We start from the raw sequence: 15,423 nt of genomic DNA, 5'->3' as shown, positions 1-15,423 counted from the left end.
ATTTATTTAACTATTTTTCGTTTACTATATTAGTTTGTCAAATATAAATAAATTAAATTTGATAATTCAAATAAAAATAAAAAATGAAAAGATTTTTTTGCTTACTTGTTTTGTTTCTAGCTAGTTTATCTTGTGAAAAGGATAAGCAAACAAACACTAGCAATCCGTATTTGCCAAATTATTCGTTTGAAGTTACGTTGAATATGAGTTTTCCTCAATATGCAACTTTAGCTTTTCCTTCAAGTGCTGTTTATGTGAATTCAGCTGGAGCTGGAATTAGAGGTGTAATTGTTTTTAATGCAGGAAGTGGAAATTATTTGGCTTATGATGCGGCTTGTCCAAATCAGGCATTAACCGATTGTTCTACCATGACAATTAATGGAATTAATGCAAAATGTGCTTGTGATAACGCTGAATATAGTTTATTCACAGGTTTGTCTGCAGGAAAACAATATCCTATGAAAGCCTATAGAGTTCAAGTGATAGATGCAACAACAATTAAAGTATATAATTAATAATGATTAATGAAACTCAATTGAAAGTTTGCAGAATGTGCAAACATAGAAATCTAACTGTAGCTAGAGGAATGGTTTGTAAACTAACGGATGATATTCCTAATTTTGAAAATCAATGTCCTACTTTTGAATACGATGAAAGTCGTCCAGAAGCTTCCTATGGAGCAACCAGTTCAAAATCAAATAGCTCAAATACTCCCGTTTGGAGAATTTTACTTTCCATAGCAATTATCGTTTTTTCTATAGTTCGAATATCGAATTCTTGTTCCAAAAGAAAAGAGGTTGAACAAAATAATCTTTTAGAAATGAATCAATTTGAACAAACTGAAAGCCAGATGCCAACTCAAGAAGAGATGCAAGAGGTTGATCAAATGAGTTTAATTTCTTCAGAAGATGCTAAAGAACTTGGAATAATTCAAACTACAAAAGATTCAATTGTAAAAATTGACAAAGGATTTTCTGTTACAATTCCCAATGAATATTATTCTTTAAGTAACTTGAATGACGATAAAACAGTTGTCTTGTTTTTGAGATCAACCCAAAACGAAAGCGTTGTTATTTATAAAATGAAAACTTCTATAGAAAAACTACAAGAAGATTGGAAAAAGATCAGGGAAAACAATACTAAAGATTTAATTGATTCTAATGTTAATGCTTATTCTATAAATAATGATATGTTTAAGTATAAAATACAAAATAAAGTAATGACAATTAATGGAAAAGCTAAAATAATTAAAACAAATAATGTTTTTTACTTAGTGCAATTTGAAAGCGCAACTAAAAATGTTGAAAATGTATTTGTTAGAGCAGATTATTTTTTCGATTCGTATATCAATAACTAGACATGAATTTTCTAAAATTATTTTCTTTTTTCAAAAAAGATACCAAATCCTATCCAAAAGGTTCCATTCATTCTTTTGTAGTTAAGAATTTACAAGGCAACGAGTTTGATTTCTCCACTTTAAAAGGAAAAAAAGTGATGATTGTAAATACAGCTTCAAAATGTGGGTTAACGCCTCAGTACGAAAAACTACAGAAAATTTACGATAAATATAAATCTGAAAATTTTGAAATAATTGGTTTTCCAGCCAATAATTTTTTGTGGCAAGAACCAGGAAATTCCAACGATATTCAGGAATTTTGTAGTATCAATTATGGCGTTACTTTTCCAATGATGGAGAAAATTTCTGTAAAAGGAAGTTCTATGCATCCTGTTTATGAATTCTTAACTAAGAAATCGAAAAATGGTGTGAAAGATTCTACTGTAAAATGGAATTTTCAAAAGTATTTGCTAAATGAAAATGGCGAATTAGAAAAAGTCATTTCGCCAAAAACGCAACCAGACGACAGAAGTATTACGGCTTGGATTGAAGGAAAATAAAAAGGCTAGAATTTCTTCTAACCTTTCTAAAAACATAACTATATAAAAATACTTAAAACTTCAAGTTGATTCCAAATAAGAGATTGATTCCTGCTTGCGGATAATATCCAACGCCTTCAATGGTTGTAATGCCTGGGCCACTCCAGTTGTCATCATACGTATAAAAATATCCGTTTGATTCGTAAACTCTATCGAAAATATTATTTATCATTCCCGAAAACACAATAGATTTGATTCCTTCGTTAATTTTCAATTCGTAAGTAATATTAAAATCTGATGTGGTATAATCAGCTAAAACTGATTTTTTAGCATCAATATTTCCCATATATTGTTCGCCTACAAACTTCGTTAAGAAAGAAATTTGTAAATCGTTAACTGGTGTAAATGTGATATTATTTCCAACAACTAAATTTGGAGAATACGCAATGTTAGTGTTTCCTAAATTGGTTAAAACACCATCTCTTTTAAATTCGAAATCTTCATTTTTATTGGTGCTTAAAGTAATGTTCGGTGCAACAGTTAACCATTTTAAAGGCTTAATTGCCGATTCTATTTCTATACCTAAACGGTAACTTTTTCCGCTATTTTCAAAAACTGGACTTCCAACATCATTTAACGCACCAGTGGCTACCAATTGATCTTTGTATTTCATGTAGAAAGCATTGATGTTTACGGTAGCTTTATTGTTTTTGAATTTATAACCCAATTCGAAATCTTGTAAGTTTTCAGCTTTAGGTTTGCTAGCCTTATCTTCATAATCATCTCTTCTTGGTTCTTTATTAGCAATTCCGAAATAACCATAAATAGAACTTGCTGTGTTTAATGTGTAAGTAATTCCCGCTTTCGGATTGAAGAAACGAAACGTGTCATTTACATCATTAAATTTGATACTATTCGCTTGATAGAAAACCATTCGATATTGTAAATCGGCAAATACATTAATTTTTCCTATTTGTTGCGATGCTTTTGAATAGAAATTCACATCGTTTTTATTACCAAAATTATCGTAATATTTGTTGGTTGTTGGAATGTAATATTGTGTCCAAACGACTTCTCCAAAATGCTTGCCTTGGTATTTGTTAGCCGCTCCACCAATAATTACATCTGTTTTTTCTGTTTTATAATTTAAAGAGAAAGTAGTTCCGAAAAAGTCATTGTCTAACCAACGTTTTCTAACTAAATCTGTTGTGGTTACTGCTCCAAAATCTGGTAAAAAGTAATCTGCAAAAGCTTCATCTTCTTTATATTGTTCAAAATAACCTTTTCCTGAAGTGTAATGTAGCGCCACATTTGATTGCCATTTTGAAGCTAATTTTTGATTCCAATGCAATTGAAAATGATTTTGACCGTAATTATCGACTTCATTTCCGTAAAATTGTGTTTCTCCATTTGCATCAGTATATTGTCCGGCCGAATTATACGTTCTATCGTTTCTTAGCTTTTCTTCATCTTCTAAACCATTCCAAGATTGATACGTTTTTTCTTTTCCACCAAATGCAATCGCTTTAATAATAGTAGATTTTGTGATATAATTGGCATCGAAATAATAACCAAATAAATTAGAAGAAGCTCTATCAATAAAACCATCTGAATCAATTTTTGAAACACGAGCGTTCATTTCGAAATTATCATGTAAACCTGTTCCGAAAGCTAACGTGTGTTTTCTTGTCCCGAAACTTCCTGCTGAATTGGCTAATTCTGCATAACCATTTGGTTGAGAGGCTTTGGTTTGTAAATTTAAACTCGCCCCAAATGCACCAGCTCCACTTGTAGATGTTCCAACACCACGTTGTAACTGAATACTTTCTAATGAAGAAGCAAAATCAGGTAAATTTACAAAATACGTTCCTTGACTTTCGCTATCATTAAACGGCACACCATTTAAAGTCACGTTAATTCGAGAACCATCAGAACCACGAACACGCATGGAAGTGTAACCAACTCCAGCACCAGCATCGGTTGAGGTCACTACAGAAGGTAAATAATTTAATAAAATGGGAATGTCTTGACCTAAGTTTCTCGGAGCAATTTGTGCTTTGGAAACGTTGGTAAAGGTAATTGGGCTTTTGTCTTTGGCTCTAACGCCAGAAATCAAGACTTCTTCAATTGATTTAACAGAATCTTTTGGTTGTTCTTGAGCGCTTAATGCGAGTGGCAAAAGGCAAAATGCAGTGAGTGTAAAACTCTTTTTAAATGAAAACATAATTCGTAAAAAAATACGAATAAAAGGGGTAATTACTCTTGGTTAAAAATAATTAGTTAATAAATGTTGGTGAGAATTCGCACTCCGTTCGGAATTACAAAAGTTTGTTTTCTCTATTTTCCTTAGCAGCATTACCTGCTCAGGTTCTATGGGTATAATCTCAGCCTGTAAAAACAAGCACCCCTTTGAGACGGGGCAAAGATATGACTCTTTATTTTAAACTTCCAAGTTAAAAGTTTAAAAATCTAATTTTTTTCTACCAGCCTTAATTTCTCCGGCTTTTTTCTTTTCTTGAATGCGTCTTTCGTTAGCGCCTTTTGTTGATTTTGTAGCTATTCTTTTTTTAGGTTTTACTAATGCTTTTTCTAAAATTTCGAAAAATCGTTTGATGATAATTCGTTTGTTTTTGAGTTGGCTTCGGTCTTCATCGCAGGTTAAAATCAGTAAATTTTCTTGAGAAATTTTTGTTTTTAATTTGGTTTGAAGTAGAAGTTTTTCAGCATCATCTAAACCTTGTGAAGTCGCTACATCAAATATTAAAACCATTTTTGAGGAAACTTTATTTACGTTTTGTCCACCAGCGCCACTGCTTCTTACGGCTTTAAAATTAAGTTCAGAATTTAATATTTCAACTTTCATTATAAAGCAGAATTAGTATCTAAATTATTAGGTTGGTGTGCTGGCTTTAATAAGTCGTTTACTTTTTTCACAGGATTGAAGGTTTCAATAGGAACTTCGACAAAAATAGTCGTCCATTTTGCCATGGCACCATTCCATAATCCCGGTAATTCAAAGGCTTTTATAGGTTTTCCGTTTTTTGTTTTTTCCGTAATAAAAGCGGCTTTGTCATCTACGAATTTGGTTAAATCAAACTTGTTGTTTTCAAAATCTTTGATACTACAAACGATATCAACAGGGTTAAAATGTGTGGAATTTTTAAAAATTTTGCGTTGGTTTTCATTTGTTAAATCTACCTGAGAAGATTCCACAATTTGTAAATTATGACGTCCTTTTTCGTCTTGAACCCAAAATGGTCCGCCACCAGGTTCTCCTTCGTTTCTTACCATTCCACAAACACGAATCGGTCGGTTTAGGATTTTAATTAAATATTCTTTTTGGTATTCAAATTGAAACATTTTAATTTCTTCTGGTAATGGAAACGACATTTTTTCTTCAACAAAAGCAATAATTTCTTTAATATTGTTTTCGTTGATTTCGTTGTTTACTAGTTTTTTTAATGAGATTTCGACTTGGCGTTTGGTGTAAAGTAAAATCCCGCCAATTAATTTTTTATAACTTAGAATAAGTTCTCTATTATTTTGCGAAACATTATCAATATTCTTGATAAAAACTACATCTGATTGCAATTGGTTAAGATTTTCAATCAAAGCGCCATGTCCGCCAGGGCGAAAAAACAACTCATTTTCTTCCGTACGAAATGGAGAGTTATCGGCATTTACGGCTATCGTATCGGAAGTTTCATTTTGATAGGAAAACGTAATTTCTAGGTTGTCATATTTATTGGTGATGTTCAAAAAATCGTTTTCAAATTCTTTTGAAATGGTGAAATGTATTTTCGATTTCTCATTCGGTTTCTTATAGAAATCGGTTTCAAAAACGTGTTCATCTATTGGTGTTAAAATTTCATTATTCTGAATGTGAAATGGTAAAATCCCCTTTGGTTTATTGGCGAAATTTAAGCCGTCTTCTGTGAGTAATGTTTTGACAATCACATACACTTTTTGATCGGAATTGTAGCTTGGATAATCTGTAAAAAGTGCTTTTGTTTTTTCTTTTAAATCTTTATAAAAAGGAAAACTTCTTAAGCCGACAATAAATAAGCTTAAATCCTTGTCTTTATTAAGATTAACATAAGAATTTATCGTGTCTTTTTTTGGATTAAAAGCGTTTAGAAATTCGTTTAAAGAATTAAACATTCTCGTTGCTGCGCCACTTGCAGGAACAAATTTTTCTATAGTATATTTGTCTTTGTGTTTGTCGAAATAGGTACAAAATTCTTCTATTTCCGATTCAGAAAATTGAAAAATTCCATCTTTTAATGATGCAATTTTATATAAGTTTATATTTGGAATTCCGTTTTTGAAATAATGCAATTGTTGCATGATTTTTTCAAGAGAATTTCCGCGTGTAACTATTTGTTTTAAATCTATTTCGCTAAATATTTTTTCCATTCTAAGTAAGCTGAGATGGCTAAAATAGTAAAAATTATGTATTGAAAGGCAATTATATAGAGTTGTCTATCGAAAAATATATAAACACAAATCGCATCACCAATTATCCAAAGTGTCCAATTTTCTATTTTTTTACGAGCCATATACCACATAGCTGAGAAAAATAATGCTGTTGTAAAAATGTCTAAATAATTGTTAGTCTGTAGTTTATAATCGAAAAATTGATAAATAAAAACGCAAACTATTGCTGTTATTATAAACAGTATGACCCCAATAATTTTTTCTTTAGTGTTGGTTCTGGAAATTGAAAGCGTAGTTCCATTTGTGACTTTTTTCCATTCATACCAGCCGTAAATGCTCATTACGGAATAATAAATATTAATGCTCATATCGGCAAAATATTTAGCATTGAACATAATATATATAGAAATAACTGTTGCGATAATTCCGGTTGGATACACTAAGATATTTTCTTTTTTAGCAAAATAAACGCTTAAAATTCCGAATATAAATACGATAATTTCAATGCCAATTTGCCAATTTGGAATGCTTTTGTATTGATTGATTATGGTTTCGAACATGTTATGTAGTAAAAAAGTTAGAATCATTTTCAAAAGCTGTTCCAATTACTACTAAATCAGCACCAGCTTTAAAAATTTCTTCTATTTTTGTTAGATTTCTAATACCGCCACCAACTATTAAAGGAACAGAAATGTTTTTAGCAACAAATGAAACCATTTCTATTGAAACATGATGATTGGCGCCACTTCCAGCTTCTAGATAAATGAGTTTTTTGCCTAAATATTCACCTGCTTTTGCGGTTTTGTATGCCAACTCGATATTCGTATTTTCGATAGGTAAAGTTTGACTAACGCGTTGTACAGCCGTTTCGTTTCCGCCATCGATTAAAATGTAACCGGTTGAAATAATTTCTAAAGTTGAATTGGTTAAAATGTCTACCGAATTAATATGATGTTCAATTAAATAATCGGGATTTCTGCCTGAAAGTAAACTTAAAAATAAAATCCCATCCGCTTCATTTGAAATTTGAGATGGATGACCTGGAAAAATAAGAATAGGTAAGTGGCAATATTTTTTGATTTCGATAATTAGAGAATCGATACAAATTTGTTCTACGATGCTACCGCCGATAAAAATATGAGTGGCTGGAGATTCATTGATTTTTTGAGATAAATTTTCAATTTCGCCGACTTTAGTCTTATCTGGATCAATCAAAATAGCCAACAATTTTTTGTTTACTTGTTTGGTAGCTAAAATATTTTGGTAGATGTTTTTCATTGCTTTGCGAAAGTAAGAATTATAACGCAAAGATTCGCAAAGAGATTTCGCAAAGATTCACGAAGTTTTTTAATTTTTGTGAATCTCTGTGTTGACTCTGCGTAACTCTGTGAAATAGCTAAACATTCATGACACAAACGAAAACATAATCGTCTACAAAATCAAACTGAAATTGAAAATCTTCTGATGCGTTATTAAAATTCAAATGAGCCTTTCCTTTTTTGTCTTCAAGATGAAAAGGCGATTCGGAAATATGATTTGGAAAGCTAATGCCTTTTTCGTTTTTCAATTTAAAAACACTCTCTTTTACGCCCCAAACAACAGTTGCTTTTGCAATTTTATCTGCTTCTGAAAGGTTTTCTAAATGCGAAATATCCATAAATCGGGGTGCGATTTTTAGGGTTTTTTCTTTGCGTTTTTCTAAATCAATTCCAATTGACTGATTGCTAATACAAATACAAGAAAACTCATGGGAATGGGATATTGAGATGTGTTGAGTTAGTGTACTTTTACCTTTTACCTTTTTACTTTTATCTTTTAAATGCGGTTTCCCGAATGCATCATAAAACAAATCAAAATCTGTAAAACCAACATGTTGCAACAGCATTCTCACCGCTAAAAATCCTTTTTTGTGTTCGATGGAACTCATCGTTTCCAATCTAGAACTTGACTTTTCATTAAGTGGAACATTCTCAAAAAGCCAATCGATATCTTCGGAAATTTTCCAAAAATAAGCGGTTGTTTGTTCGTTAATCTTGATTTCTTGAAAAAAAGGCATATTTCTTTTGAGTTATGAAAATTTTATATAATTGTTATTCAGTGGTTTAGCGATGTGGATAAAACATAAATATCAATTATTTATTTCTGAATTTAAAACTTATGTTGTACCTTTGCGGACTTAAATTAAAATAAATATACAAATATAATGAGTACAACAACAATTCCTTACGTACCATACAAAGTTAAAGATATTTCTTTAGCAGCATGGGGAAGAAAAGAAATTTTATTAGCAGAAGCTGAAATGCCAGGATTAATGGCGCTTAGAGAAGAGTTTGGTGCAAGCCAGCCTTTAAAAGGTGCTCGTATTGCTGGATGTTTACACATGACAATTCAAACTGCGGTTTTAATTGAAACGTTAGTGGCTTTAGGAGCTGATGTTACTTGGTCTTCTTGTAATATTTTCTCAACTCAAGATCACGCTGCTGCTGCAATTGCTGCTGCTGGAATTCCGGTTTATGCTTGGAAAGGTATGAATGAAGAAGAATTTGATTGGTGTATTGAGCAAACGTTATTCTTTGGTGAAGAGCGTGCGCCTTTAAATATGATTTTAGATGATGGTGGAGATTTAACAAACTTAGTGTTTGATAAATACACTGAATTAGTAAAAGGAATTAAAGGTTTATCTGAAGAAACTACAACTGGAGTTCACCGTTTATACGAAAGAATGAAAGCAGGAACTTTATATATGCCAGCTATCAACGTAAATGATTCAGTTACTAAATCTAAATTTGATAACAAATATGGTTGTAAAGAATCTGCAGTAGATGCAGTTCGTAGAGCAACTGACGTAATGTTAGCAGGAAAAAGAGTAGTAGTTTGTGGATATGGAGATGTTGGTAAAGGTACTGCAGCTTCATTCCGTGGAGCTGGTTCTATTGTAACTGTAACCGAAATTGACCCAATTTGTGCTTTACAAGCAGCAATGGATGGTTTCGAAGTTAAAAAATTAGATTCAGTGGTTGCTAATGCTGATATCATAATTACTACAACTGGAAATAAAGACATCGTTTTAGGTCGTCACTTTGAAGCAATGAAAGATAAAGCTATCGTTTGTAACATCGGTCACTTCGATAACGAAATTGATATGGCTTGGTTAAACGGAAACTTCGGACACACTAAAAACGAAGTAAAACCACAAGTTGATATTTATACAGTAAACGGAAAAGAAGTTATTATTTTAGCTGAAGGACGTTTAGTAAACTTAGGTTGTGCTACAGGTCACCCAAGTTTTGTAATGAGTAACTCGTTTACTAACCAAACTTTAGCGCAGTTAGAGTTATGGGCTAACAGTGCCAACTACAAAAATGAAGTGTACATGTTACCTAAACATTTAGATGAAAAAGTGGCTGCTTTACACCTTTCTAAATTAGGAGTAGAGTTAGAAACATTACGTGACGATCAAGCTGCATATATTGGAGTTGAAGTGGCTGGTCCATTCAAGCCAGAATACTACAGATACTAAAAATTGGTAAATAGTTTACAGTCCTGAAATTTCGAGATAAGTAATCCGTTTATTTTTTGATACTAAAACCCTCACAGAAATGTGAGGGTTTTTTATTGATAGTATTTGAAATATATTATTTATTTTTTATTTAGATTTTGATAAATACGTTGTAATATTGCGTTTTATATATTTATACACTAATATTTTAACTATATTAATGTTTATAAAGTATAAATTTAACAAAATAAGTAAAATTTAACATTTGTTTTGTTTTTATAAAGTTTGAATTCAGTAAATTTATATTAAACTAAATTTAACTATTATGAAAAAACTTTCAACAATTTTATTGTTACTTTCGGTGAGAGTAATAGTTGCGCAAGTAGGTATTGGCACTACAACACCAACCGCTCAATTAGATGTTAATGGGACTTTAAGAGTTCGAACAACAGTTTTAACTAATAACATTAGCGCTGCTAAAGATTCAATCTTAGTGGTTGATAATATTGGAAATGTAAAAAGAGTATCTTCCAAAATGGTATTTGAAAGCAATTTAAAATCATGTGTAAAAGGTAGCTTCAATAGTTCAAGTGATGTGACTCTAACTTTATTGGCGGATGCTTGTAAGATTGGGTTTGATTTTGTTGAATTCGACTTAAACAATGAGTTCAATACAACGCTATCAGAGTTTACTGCTAAACAAGATGGGATTTATCAAGTTTCGATTCAAATCAAAGCTACTGCGCTTATTGCGGTTGCTACAAATTTTGGAGTAGCCATTTTGAAAAATGGAACGGTAATTAATAGAACTTCGTTTGCTAACGTTGGAGTAACATTGGTAAATGTTACGCCTCCTGTTAGAACGGTAACAACACTAGTAAGTCTAAATACTGGTGATAAAATTAGTTTTAATGTATTAAGTACTTTGGTGAGTTTGAATCTGCTTGGGGCAAGAGAAGATTGTAATTTTACCATTAATCAAATAAGGTAATAAGTACTTCTGTTTTCATAAATTTATTTTTAGTTTTGAATATACTTGTCAAATTTATATTATAATATATTGCTAGGATAAATAAAAATGGGCTAAATCTGTTATTTTTCAATAGGACGTTTAGTGAGCTTAAGTTGTGCTACAGGTCACCCAATTTTTGTATTGAGTAACTCGTTAACAAACCAAACTTAAGCGCAGTTAGAGTTGTGGGCAAACAGTGCCAACTTCAAAAATGAAGTGTATATGTTGCCTAAACATATAGATAAAGTGGCTGCTTTACACCTTTCTAAATTTGGAGTAGAATTAGAAATGTTACGTGACGATCAAGCTGCATATATTGAGGTTGAAGTGGCTGGACCAATTAAGCCATAATACTACCGTTATTAGTAAATAGTCATTTTTAAATATAGTAAATCCTCAATCGAAAGATTGCGGATTTTTTGTTAAATTTTTGCTCTATGTTTGTAGAATAAAAATATTATTCTACATTTGTAGAGTTAATTCTAAATTCGTAGAACAAATGACTTTATCAAATACAGAAGAACAATTAATGGAACATCTTTGGAAGCTAGAAAAAGCTTTCATGAAAGATTTGTTAGAAGTTTATCCAGAACCTAAACCTGCAACAACAACTGTGGCAACGCTTTTAAAACGAATGATTGATAAAAAATTTGTGGCTTATAATGAATTTGGGAATTCACGAGAATATTATCCATTGGTAAAAAAAACCGACTATTTTTCGAAACATGTAAATGGATTAATTAAAAATTTCTTTAACGATTCATCTTCTCAATTTGCTTCTTTTTTTACAAGAGAAACCAATTTAACGGAATCTGAATTGGAAGAATTGAAAAAAATAATTGACGTTGAACTTCAAAAAAAGAAAAAATGATCGACTTCTTATTAAAATCTACTATTAGTTTAATTGTGTTTCTTGGTTTTTATCATTTGGTTTTAGAACGAGAAAAAATGCATCAATTCAATCGGTTTTATCTTTTGATTTCAATTTTGATTTCTTTAGTAATTCCGTTTGTGACTTTTGAATTTATTAAGGTTATCCCAGTTGTAGAGAATATCAAACCAGAAAATATTTATTCGATTTCGAAATCTCCGGAGAAAATAATTTTTAATGAAAATGATATTCAAGTAGAAGAAACTGTAAACTACATTCCGTATCTAATTTGGAGTGCTTATTTATTGGGAACTTTGTTTTTATTTGTTCGATTTGGAAAAAATTATCTCAAATTAATTTCTAAAATTAAATCAAATCCTAAAGTAAAGTATAAAAACACCACATTGGTTTTGATGGAAGAAAAAACACTTCCGCATACATTTTTGAATGCGATATTTGTTAATTCAGAAGATTATAAAAACAGAAATATTGAAGAAGAATTGTTTGCGCACGAGTTAGTTCACGTAACTCAAAAGCACACATTAGATGTTTTATTAATTGAGTTCTTAAAAGTTGTTTTTTGGTTCAATCCAATATTCATCTTATATAAAAAAGCCATTCAACTCAATCATGAATTTTTGGCCGATGAAGAAATTGTAAAAACCTATGATAATGTTCCGTTTTATCAGAATTTGCTTTTACAAAAAGGTAGCGACAACCAAACAGTTTACTTAGCCAGTAATTTGAATTATTTAGTAACCAAAAAAAGATTGATTATGATGACAAAAAACACATCACAAAAATTAGCTGTTTTGAAAAAAATTGCTGTAGTTCCAATTCTTGCTGGATTGATTTATTTTTTCTGTATTGAAGTTGTGGCAAAGGAGAAAATAACTCCAACTTTAAAAGACAAACAAAGAGATCGTTACTACTCTAATGTAAGAGTGATAATGAAAGATGAAAGTAAAAAAAAGGTGGTAATTGATAAAATGTATGAAGAGTTAACTTTAGAAGAAAAAAGACAATTCTTAGATTATATTCAAGAGCCAATAGTAGAAAGAAAAGTTACTAATGAATTGTATAATAAATTAGTTTCAAACCATGATATAGCTGTAAAAATTAATGATAAGTTTATTAAAAACACAGAATTAGCAAATTATAAACCTTCTGATTTTAAACATCAAACTTATACTAAAATGTACAGAAGAGCTGATTTAGGGGAATTTAAAAACGACTATTATTACACACTATATACGAATGCTTATTTTGATAAACATTTAAAAAACAGTCATTTAAAATTTGGTAATGATACTATTAAGATATTAAGTGCAAATTATAAGGATGCAAAATCATACATTGCTTATGAAATTGAATCACCAAAAAAAAGTAAAAAATTAGTTGTTAGAAATAAGCAAGAAAGAAAAGTTGAATATGTAACGTATAAAACATCTGATGCAGAATATTATAAAGGTGTACGATTTTTATATTATGAAAATGCAAAATTTGTAAAAGCTAAACTAGTAAGTGGTAAATTATTGTTAGATAAGAAATACGAAGATTTAACTTCTGAGGAAATTAAAAAATTTACATTTATTAAATATTGTAGACCAGGTCCTTTAAAAAGAATTTCTCCAACAATTAAAGAGTTTGAAGGATTTAAGAATTCTAAAAAGTATGCTATTTGGATTGATGGTCTAAATGTATCTAATAGTAAGTTAAAGGATTATAAGCCATCTGATTTTGTGCATTTTAGTGGAAGTGTTATCTTGAAAAACGCGCGTACAAAAACTCATCCGCAACCATTTCAATACTGGTTTTATACTCATAAGTATTATAAAGATAATAATATGGATAAATATTTGAGAAGATGTCCTGGAGACTCAATCGTGATGTCAAGTTCTAGAGCTAAAAATTCTCAAAAGAAAAAATAAATTACTTAAAATCCCCATTCTTATTGGGGATTTTTTATTCTAAAACAATCGATAGTAATCTGTGAAAATTTGTGATAATCTGTGTTTAAAATAATAGATTCTCTGTGCTATTTTGCACATCTCTGTCTAGCTATTCAATAATAAATCCAAAAACCTGTAACAAAAAACCATTTTTGGCAACAAATTTGTAATCATCATCATCAATCATCAACTAACCATAAGTGTATGCTTTTGGTTGTAAAACGAATTGTTATGCTAAAATCATTTTTTATCCTTTGTTCTGGAGCGGACAAAGATATTGTTACCTCTTGCTCCAACGGAGAACAGAATAAATATGCCGGAATTGGCGCAACTGTTTTCTTTACTGCAATTATGGCTTTCGTGGCCTGTTCTTACGCTTTATATGCGGTTTTTGACAATGTATATATGGCGACACTCTTCGGATTAATTTGGGGTTTATTAATTTTTAACTTAGACCGATTTATTGTTTCAACCATCAAAAAGCGTGATAGTTTTATGGATGAATTCATTCAAGCGTCTCCGCGAATTGTGTTAGCTATGATTATCGCAATCGTAATTTCAAAACCCTTAGAAATTAAAATCTTCAAAAAAGAAATTGATACCGTTTTATTAAAAGAGAAAAACGAAATGGCAATTGCGAATAAAAAACAAGTCGCTAATTTCTTTAAAACAGATGTAGATAAAAATCAAGCATCAATTGATAGTTTAAAAAGTCAATTAACCGTTAAAGAAAAAGAAGTGTCAGCTTTGTATCAATCGTACATTACTGAAGCGGAAGGAACGGCCGGAACCAAGAAAATGGGTAAAGGACCAATTTACAAGGAAAAGCGTGATGCTTACGATTTGGTTTCGAAACAATTGGATTCTTTAAAAGTTTCTAATGGAAAATTAATTGCTGAAAAAGAAACAAAAAGTAAAACATTACAAGCTGATTTGGATAAGAAAGTTACCGATTCGCAACCTATAATTGATAGTTTCGACGGTTTAATGGCAAGAATTAATGCGTTAGATAAATTACCATTTTTACCTTCTTTGTTTATTATGTTGTTATTCTTAGCTATTGAAACTTCGCCAATTATTGCTAAATTATTAGCTAGTAAAAGTGAATACGATTTTAAAGTTGAAGATGCTGAAATTAGTTATAAAACATTAATCGAACAAAATAGTTACCAACGCGATTTGCAAAAGAAAACAGATGCTTCTATTTATGATGAAGTATATGCGGAAATCAAAACCGACAAAGAACTATATAATTTGAAGAAGAAAAATGCAACTGAGATAATGAAAATTCAATCGGAGAATTATTTGGCGAAGTTTAAATCTTAATTAGGTACGCGGATTTAGCAGATGCTTCGCAACGCAGATTTTAAAGACTTTCTATTAGTTAAACTTAAATGATTTGTGTTTCTCTGTGGTAATCTTTTCGAAACTCTGTGTTAAAATGTAAACACAAAAAACCCGTCAAGTTTTAAAACAAGACGGGTTTTGTATTTGTAATCTTAAGATTATGCTTCGAATGGAAGAATAGAAACCCAAGATTTGTTCTCACCTTTTTTCTGGAATTTTACAATTCCATCAACTTTAGCATGTAAAGTATGATCTTTTCCCATGTAAACATTTTCACCTGGGTTGTGTTTTGAACCTCTTTGTCTAACAATGATATTCCCTGCAATTGCAGCTTGACCACCATAAATCTTAACGCCTAAACGTTTTGATTCTGATTCTCTACCATTTTTCGAACTACCGACACCTTTTTTATGAGCCATGACGTTTTGGT

General features: G+C 30.7%; 15 protein-coding genes and 1 pseudogene. 9 read left to right on the top strand and 7 right to left on the bottom strand.

The genetic code is table 11. The annotated features are described in order from the left end of the window. The first annotated feature begins 83 nt into the window (after positions 1 to 83). Genes UEQ13_RS08240 through UEQ13_RS08230 form a run of 3 tightly spaced genes read left to right on the top strand, consistent with a single transcriptional unit; the run spans position 84 to position 1,896 of the window. The gene (locus UEQ13_RS08240; protein WP_329805876.1) at positions 84 to 515 is read left to right on the top strand and encodes a Rieske (2Fe-2S) protein; all 432 of its coding nucleotides are present in this window, start codon (positions 84 to 86) and stop codon (positions 513 to 515) included. A gap of 35 nt (positions 516 to 550) precedes the next feature. After that, entirely contained in the window at positions 551 to 1,357 is an 807-nt protein-coding gene (locus tag UEQ13_RS08235; RefSeq protein WP_329805875.1) for a hypothetical protein, read from the top strand. A 2-nt stretch (positions 1,358 to 1,359) separates the two neighbouring features. After that, complete coding sequence (locus UEQ13_RS08230) at positions 1,360 to 1,896, top strand: glutathione peroxidase (RefSeq protein ID WP_329805874.1); 537 nt, start codon at positions 1,360 to 1,362, stop codon at positions 1,894 to 1,896. Positions 1,897 to 1,948: 52 nt separating this feature from the next. Here the strand turns inward: UEQ13_RS08230 and UEQ13_RS08225 are convergent, their stop codons facing one another. From UEQ13_RS08225 to UEQ13_RS08200, 6 genes are all read right to left on the bottom strand, one after another. Further along, positions 1,949 to 4,054, bottom strand: coding sequence for a TonB-dependent receptor (locus UEQ13_RS08225; RefSeq protein WP_329805873.1), 2,106 nt, complete (start codon positions 4,052 to 4,054; stop codon positions 1,949 to 1,951). A gap of 282 nt (positions 4,055 to 4,336) precedes the next feature. Next, complete coding sequence (arfB, locus tag UEQ13_RS08220; protein ID WP_329805872.1) at positions 4,337 to 4,738, bottom strand: alternative ribosome rescue aminoacyl-tRNA hydrolase ArfB; 402 nt, start codon at positions 4,736 to 4,738, stop codon at positions 4,337 to 4,339. Further along, positions 4,738 to 6,291 carry a DUF4301 family protein gene (locus tag UEQ13_RS08215; RefSeq protein ID WP_329805871.1) on the bottom strand — a complete coding sequence of 518 codons (1,554 nt, stop codon included), beginning with the start codon at positions 6,289 to 6,291 and terminating at the stop codon, positions 4,738 to 4,740. Before UEQ13_RS08215 ends, arfB begins: the two co-directional genes overlap by 1 nt. Then, complete coding sequence (pnuC, locus tag UEQ13_RS08210) at positions 6,267 to 6,872, bottom strand: nicotinamide riboside transporter PnuC (protein WP_329805870.1); 606 nt, start codon at positions 6,870 to 6,872, stop codon at positions 6,267 to 6,269. Before pnuC ends, UEQ13_RS08215 begins: the two co-directional genes overlap by 25 nt. 1 nt (position 6,873) lies before the next feature. Beyond that, entirely contained in the window at positions 6,874 to 7,590 is a 717-nt protein-coding gene (locus UEQ13_RS08205) for a phosphoglycerol geranylgeranyltransferase (protein WP_329805869.1), read from the bottom strand. 118 nt (positions 7,591 to 7,708) lie between these two features. Continuing rightward, positions 7,709 to 8,368 (bottom strand): 4'-phosphopantetheinyl transferase family protein, encoded by a 660-nt coding sequence (locus tag UEQ13_RS08200; protein ID WP_329805868.1) that lies wholly within the window; start codon positions 8,366 to 8,368, stop codon positions 7,709 to 7,711. A 147-nt stretch (positions 8,369 to 8,515) separates the two neighbouring features. Here UEQ13_RS08200 and ahcY point away from each other — a divergent pair, with 147 nt between their 5' ends. The 6 genes and pseudogenes from ahcY to UEQ13_RS08170 all read left to right on the top strand — a co-directional run bounded on the left by ahcY (position 8,516) and on the right by UEQ13_RS08170 (position 14,972). Further along, positions 8,516 to 9,832, top strand: coding sequence for an adenosylhomocysteinase (ahcY, locus tag UEQ13_RS08195; protein WP_166129845.1), 1,317 nt, complete (start codon positions 8,516 to 8,518; stop codon positions 9,830 to 9,832). A gap of 304 nt (positions 9,833 to 10,136) precedes the next feature. After that, positions 10,137 to 10,802: a hypothetical protein gene (locus tag UEQ13_RS08190; protein WP_329805866.1), complete on the top strand. Its 666-nt coding sequence runs from the start codon at positions 10,137 to 10,139 to the stop codon at positions 10,800 to 10,802. Between the two features lie 114 nt (positions 10,803 to 10,916). Beyond that, positions 10,917 to 11,174, top strand: a pseudogene (locus UEQ13_RS08185) (adenosylhomocysteinase); the annotation flags it as partial. A gap of 148 nt (positions 11,175 to 11,322) precedes the next feature. Beyond that, on the top strand, positions 11,323 to 11,694 hold the full coding sequence (locus UEQ13_RS08180) for a BlaI/MecI/CopY family transcriptional regulator (RefSeq protein ID WP_329805865.1): 372 nt from the start codon (positions 11,323 to 11,325) through the stop codon (positions 11,692 to 11,694). Next, complete coding sequence (locus UEQ13_RS08175) at positions 11,691 to 13,625, top strand: M56 family metallopeptidase (protein WP_329805864.1); 1,935 nt, start codon at positions 11,691 to 11,693, stop codon at positions 13,623 to 13,625. The genes UEQ13_RS08180 and UEQ13_RS08175 overlap by 4 nt, the downstream gene beginning before the upstream one ends. A 252-nt stretch (positions 13,626 to 13,877) precedes the next feature. Continuing rightward, on the top strand, positions 13,878 to 14,972 hold the full coding sequence (locus UEQ13_RS08170) for a DUF4407 domain-containing protein (protein ID WP_329805863.1): 1,095 nt from the start codon (positions 13,878 to 13,880) through the stop codon (positions 14,970 to 14,972). Between the two features lie 179 nt (positions 14,973 to 15,151). Here UEQ13_RS08170 and rpmA read toward each other — a convergent pair whose 3' ends face one another. Next, complete coding sequence (gene rpmA, locus UEQ13_RS08165) at positions 15,152 to 15,412, bottom strand: 50S ribosomal protein L27 (protein ID WP_091310265.1); 261 nt, start codon at positions 15,410 to 15,412, stop codon at positions 15,152 to 15,154. Between the last annotated feature and the right edge of the window lie 11 nt (positions 15,413 to 15,423).

The organism is Flavobacterium facile (assembly GCF_036321945.1).
Classification (GTDB): Bacteria; Bacteroidota; Bacteroidia; order Flavobacteriales; family Flavobacteriaceae; genus Flavobacterium; species Flavobacterium facile.
The sequence above is the reverse complement of the archived record's forward strand: the minus strand, read 5'-3'. Positions and strand labels throughout refer to the sequence as shown.

Excerpts from the sequence above, each read along its gene's own strand:
- arfB (WP_329805872.1), bottom strand. The coding sequence starts at position 4,738 with ATGAAAGTTGAAATATTAAATTCTGAACTTAATTTTAAAGCCGTAAGA.
- UEQ13_RS08235 (WP_329805875.1), top strand. The coding sequence starts at position 551 with ATGTGCAAACATAGAAATCTAACTGTAGCTAGAGGAATGGTTTGTAAA.
- rpmA (WP_091310265.1), bottom strand. The coding sequence starts at position 15,412 with ATGGCTCATAAAAAAGGTGTCGGTAGTTCGAAAAATGGTAGAGAATCA.
- UEQ13_RS08215 (WP_329805871.1), bottom strand. The coding sequence starts at position 6,291 with ATGGAAAAAATATTTAGCGAAATAGATTTAAAACAAATAGTTACACGC.
- UEQ13_RS08230 (WP_329805874.1), top strand. The coding sequence starts at position 1,360 with ATGAATTTTCTAAAATTATTTTCTTTTTTCAAAAAAGATACCAAATCC.
- UEQ13_RS08175 (WP_329805864.1), top strand. The coding sequence starts at position 11,691 with ATGATCGACTTCTTATTAAAATCTACTATTAGTTTAATTGTGTTTCTT.
- ahcY (WP_166129845.1), top strand. The coding sequence starts at position 8,516 with ATGAGTACAACAACAATTCCTTACGTACCATACAAAGTTAAAGATATT.
- UEQ13_RS08190 (WP_329805866.1), top strand. The coding sequence starts at position 10,137 with ATGAAAAAACTTTCAACAATTTTATTGTTACTTTCGGTGAGAGTAATA.
- UEQ13_RS08205 (WP_329805869.1), bottom strand. The coding sequence starts at position 7,590 with ATGAAAAACATCTACCAAAATATTTTAGCTACCAAACAAGTAAACAAA.
- UEQ13_RS08180 (WP_329805865.1), top strand. The coding sequence starts at position 11,323 with ATGACTTTATCAAATACAGAAGAACAATTAATGGAACATCTTTGGAAG.
- UEQ13_RS08200 (WP_329805868.1), bottom strand. The coding sequence starts at position 8,368 with ATGCCTTTTTTTCAAGAAATCAAGATTAACGAACAAACAACCGCTTAT.
- UEQ13_RS08240 (WP_329805876.1), top strand. The coding sequence starts at position 84 with ATGAAAAGATTTTTTTGCTTACTTGTTTTGTTTCTAGCTAGTTTATCT.
- UEQ13_RS08170 (WP_329805863.1), top strand. The coding sequence starts at position 13,878 with ATGCTAAAATCATTTTTTATCCTTTGTTCTGGAGCGGACAAAGATATT.
- pnuC (WP_329805870.1), bottom strand. The coding sequence starts at position 6,872 with ATGTTCGAAACCATAATCAATCAATACAAAAGCATTCCAAATTGGCAA.